Raw genomic sequence first — 1,922 nt, forward strand, 5'->3', positions numbered from 1 at the left:
ATGTCACTATTTTGAATTGGATTCGTAGTTTTGGTCAAGAAGTACAATCATTGCAATGTGAATCTAAGGAAATAAAAGTGGTAGAGTTAGATGAAATGCACACTTATATAGGGCGTAAAAAAAACACTGTTGGATCTGGATTGCTGTTGATAGATTTGGAAAAAGATTCATCAATTTCGTTATTGGTGACAGAAGCCATCAAACCGCAGAATAGTTTTGGGAAACAATAAAACAACACAAAATGGAGAAGATCGCAAGTGGTCACTGGAAAAGCAACGAAAGCATTGTTCCTAAAGAGAAGCATCTTCAGACAAAATCAGAAACATTCACCGTAGAAGCTTATAATAGTTTGTTTAGGCATTTTTTAGCAAGAATGAGAAGAAAGTCTAAATGCTATTCTAGAAAAATAGAAATGCTCAGATGAGCGATACTTCTCTTAATGCACCATCGTAATAAAACACTATGTATATTCGATTAGCTATGCCGAAATTCCTTTTTAAAAGAATGTTAAATACATATTTTTATATGTCCTTAATATTTTGTGGATTATCATTAATTCGTTGTACTGCATATAGTAAATACTCGGCTTATAATTCTATTCCAGAAAAAGACCGAATTTCATGTAGATGGTAGCTATTATAGGTATACTAATGAGAAAATGAAAATAACAATGTTATTATTTGGGGGCTTTACATATGCATATGATATAAATCAGTATAAGAAGATGGTGAACGATAAATCAATAAAAAATATGAGGTCATTCGCAACTTCCGATAAAATATTATTTGGATATACAACTTACTATACCGATCCCTATTTATTTGAAAATTTCATTGATATTTATATATGTAGAAAAAAAAATATCCTGATGGTTATTATACTAAAACGCTTGAATGCAATGAAAAGGATAAGGTAACGCTTGTTGTTTCTAAAACTATTACAGAAAAAGATGCCCAGTTTTTAATGGATAATTTTAAATGTATTAAATGATTTTAATTATCTCAAGAGATTTTGAACCAACAACAGATCTTGTTATTGATTGGCTTCTTAAGTGGAGGCTACCTTTTATAAGTATCAATGATGAGCTTTATAATGACGTGTTTGTTGATTTTCAAACTAATAGTTTAAGTATTCAAGGTATTAATGTTAGTAGGTTTAAAGTTGTATGGTTTAGAAAGCACTCTTCCAGTATAGATGAGACAACCAGAAATTATTTGACAAAAAATATCTAAATCATATTCTGCATTTTACAGCTATGAAGCAGCAGCTTTTCGTTAATCCTTTTTTAGTGAATTGAAAAAGAAAAAGACTTAAAGTGGTTGACCAGTCCTTTTTTCTCCACAGAAAATAAATTATTGCAAATGAAAATAGCACAAGAATATGAAATAATGATTCCAGAATCTTTTGTGTTAACTTCAAAAGCAGATCTTATTAATATCATAAAAAATAATAATGGAAAAGAGTTTATAACAAAACCATTTGAAAATTGTCGCTATTTAGTTGTTAACAAGGAGTCAATTATGATGAAGATTACTATAATAAATGGTCACATTGATAGCGTTCCAGATTTTTTCCTCCTGCATTAATACAAAAGCGAATAGATAAAAAATTTGAACTAAGAATTTTATATCTAACGGTTAGGTTTTTCACAACTAGAATGATAGATGAGGGTAAAAATGAAGGACCATGGGAGTGTCACCCGAACTGTGTCAGGTTCTAAATTAATGCTCCTCAAAAGCTGTTTTTTTCCTTGAGAATTCTCTCTCCAAATTTAACATAAAGTTGTGATAATGCTATACCCCAGTTATGGATAGGCATTGTCCATTTTTTACTGATATTCTGTATTACCAGATACATTAGCTTCATCAGTGCCTGTTCTGAAGGAAAAGCACCTTTAGTTTTGGTGATTTTGCGTATCTGGC

General features: G+C 30.5%; 3 protein-coding genes and 2 pseudogenes. 4 read left to right on the top strand and 1 reads right to left on the bottom strand.

Annotated features, from left to right (window positions below; genetic code table 11):
* The 4 genes and pseudogenes from GNY06_RS00480 to GNY06_RS13390 form a co-directional block, all read left to right on the top strand.
* Nucleotides 1–230, top strand: a pseudogene (locus tag GNY06_RS00480) (hypothetical protein); the annotation flags it as partial.
* 11 nt (nucleotides 231–241) lie between these two features.
* Entirely contained in the window at nucleotides 242–424 is a 183-nt protein-coding gene (locus GNY06_RS00485) for an IS1 family transposase (protein ID WP_166518332.1), read from the top strand.
* Nucleotides 425–986: 562 nt separating this feature from the next.
* Nucleotides 987–1,232, top strand: a complete 246-nt coding sequence (locus GNY06_RS13385) for a hypothetical protein (protein ID WP_176589917.1) — start codon at nucleotides 987–989, stop codon at nucleotides 1,230–1,232.
* Between the two features lie 129 nt (nucleotides 1,233–1,361).
* Nucleotides 1,362–1,586, top strand: a complete 225-nt coding sequence (locus GNY06_RS13390; RefSeq protein WP_176589918.1) for a hypothetical protein — start codon at nucleotides 1,362–1,364, stop codon at nucleotides 1,584–1,586.
* Nucleotides 1,587–1,731: 145 nt separating this feature from the next.
* On the opposite strand, the pseudogene GNY06_RS00495 reads toward GNY06_RS13390, so the two are convergent.
* A pseudogene (locus GNY06_RS00495) lies at nucleotides 1,732–1,922 on the bottom strand (IS256 family transposase); the annotation flags it as partial.

It is taken from the genome of Elizabethkingia argenteiflava, assembly GCF_009904105.1.
Taxonomy (GTDB): Bacteria; Bacteroidota; Bacteroidia; order Flavobacteriales; family Weeksellaceae; genus Elizabethkingia; species Elizabethkingia argenteiflava.

What these genes read in the sequence shown, in the direction of transcription:
- GNY06_RS00485 (WP_166518332.1), top strand. Translation starts at nt 242, where the DNA reads ATGGAGAAGATCGCAAGTGGTCACTGGAAAAGCAACGAAAGCATTGTT.
- GNY06_RS13385 (WP_176589917.1), top strand. Translation starts at nt 987, where the DNA reads ATGATTTTAATTATCTCAAGAGATTTTGAACCAACAACAGATCTTGTT.
- GNY06_RS13390 (WP_176589918.1), top strand. Translation starts at nt 1,362, where the DNA reads ATGAAAATAGCACAAGAATATGAAATAATGATTCCAGAATCTTTTGTG.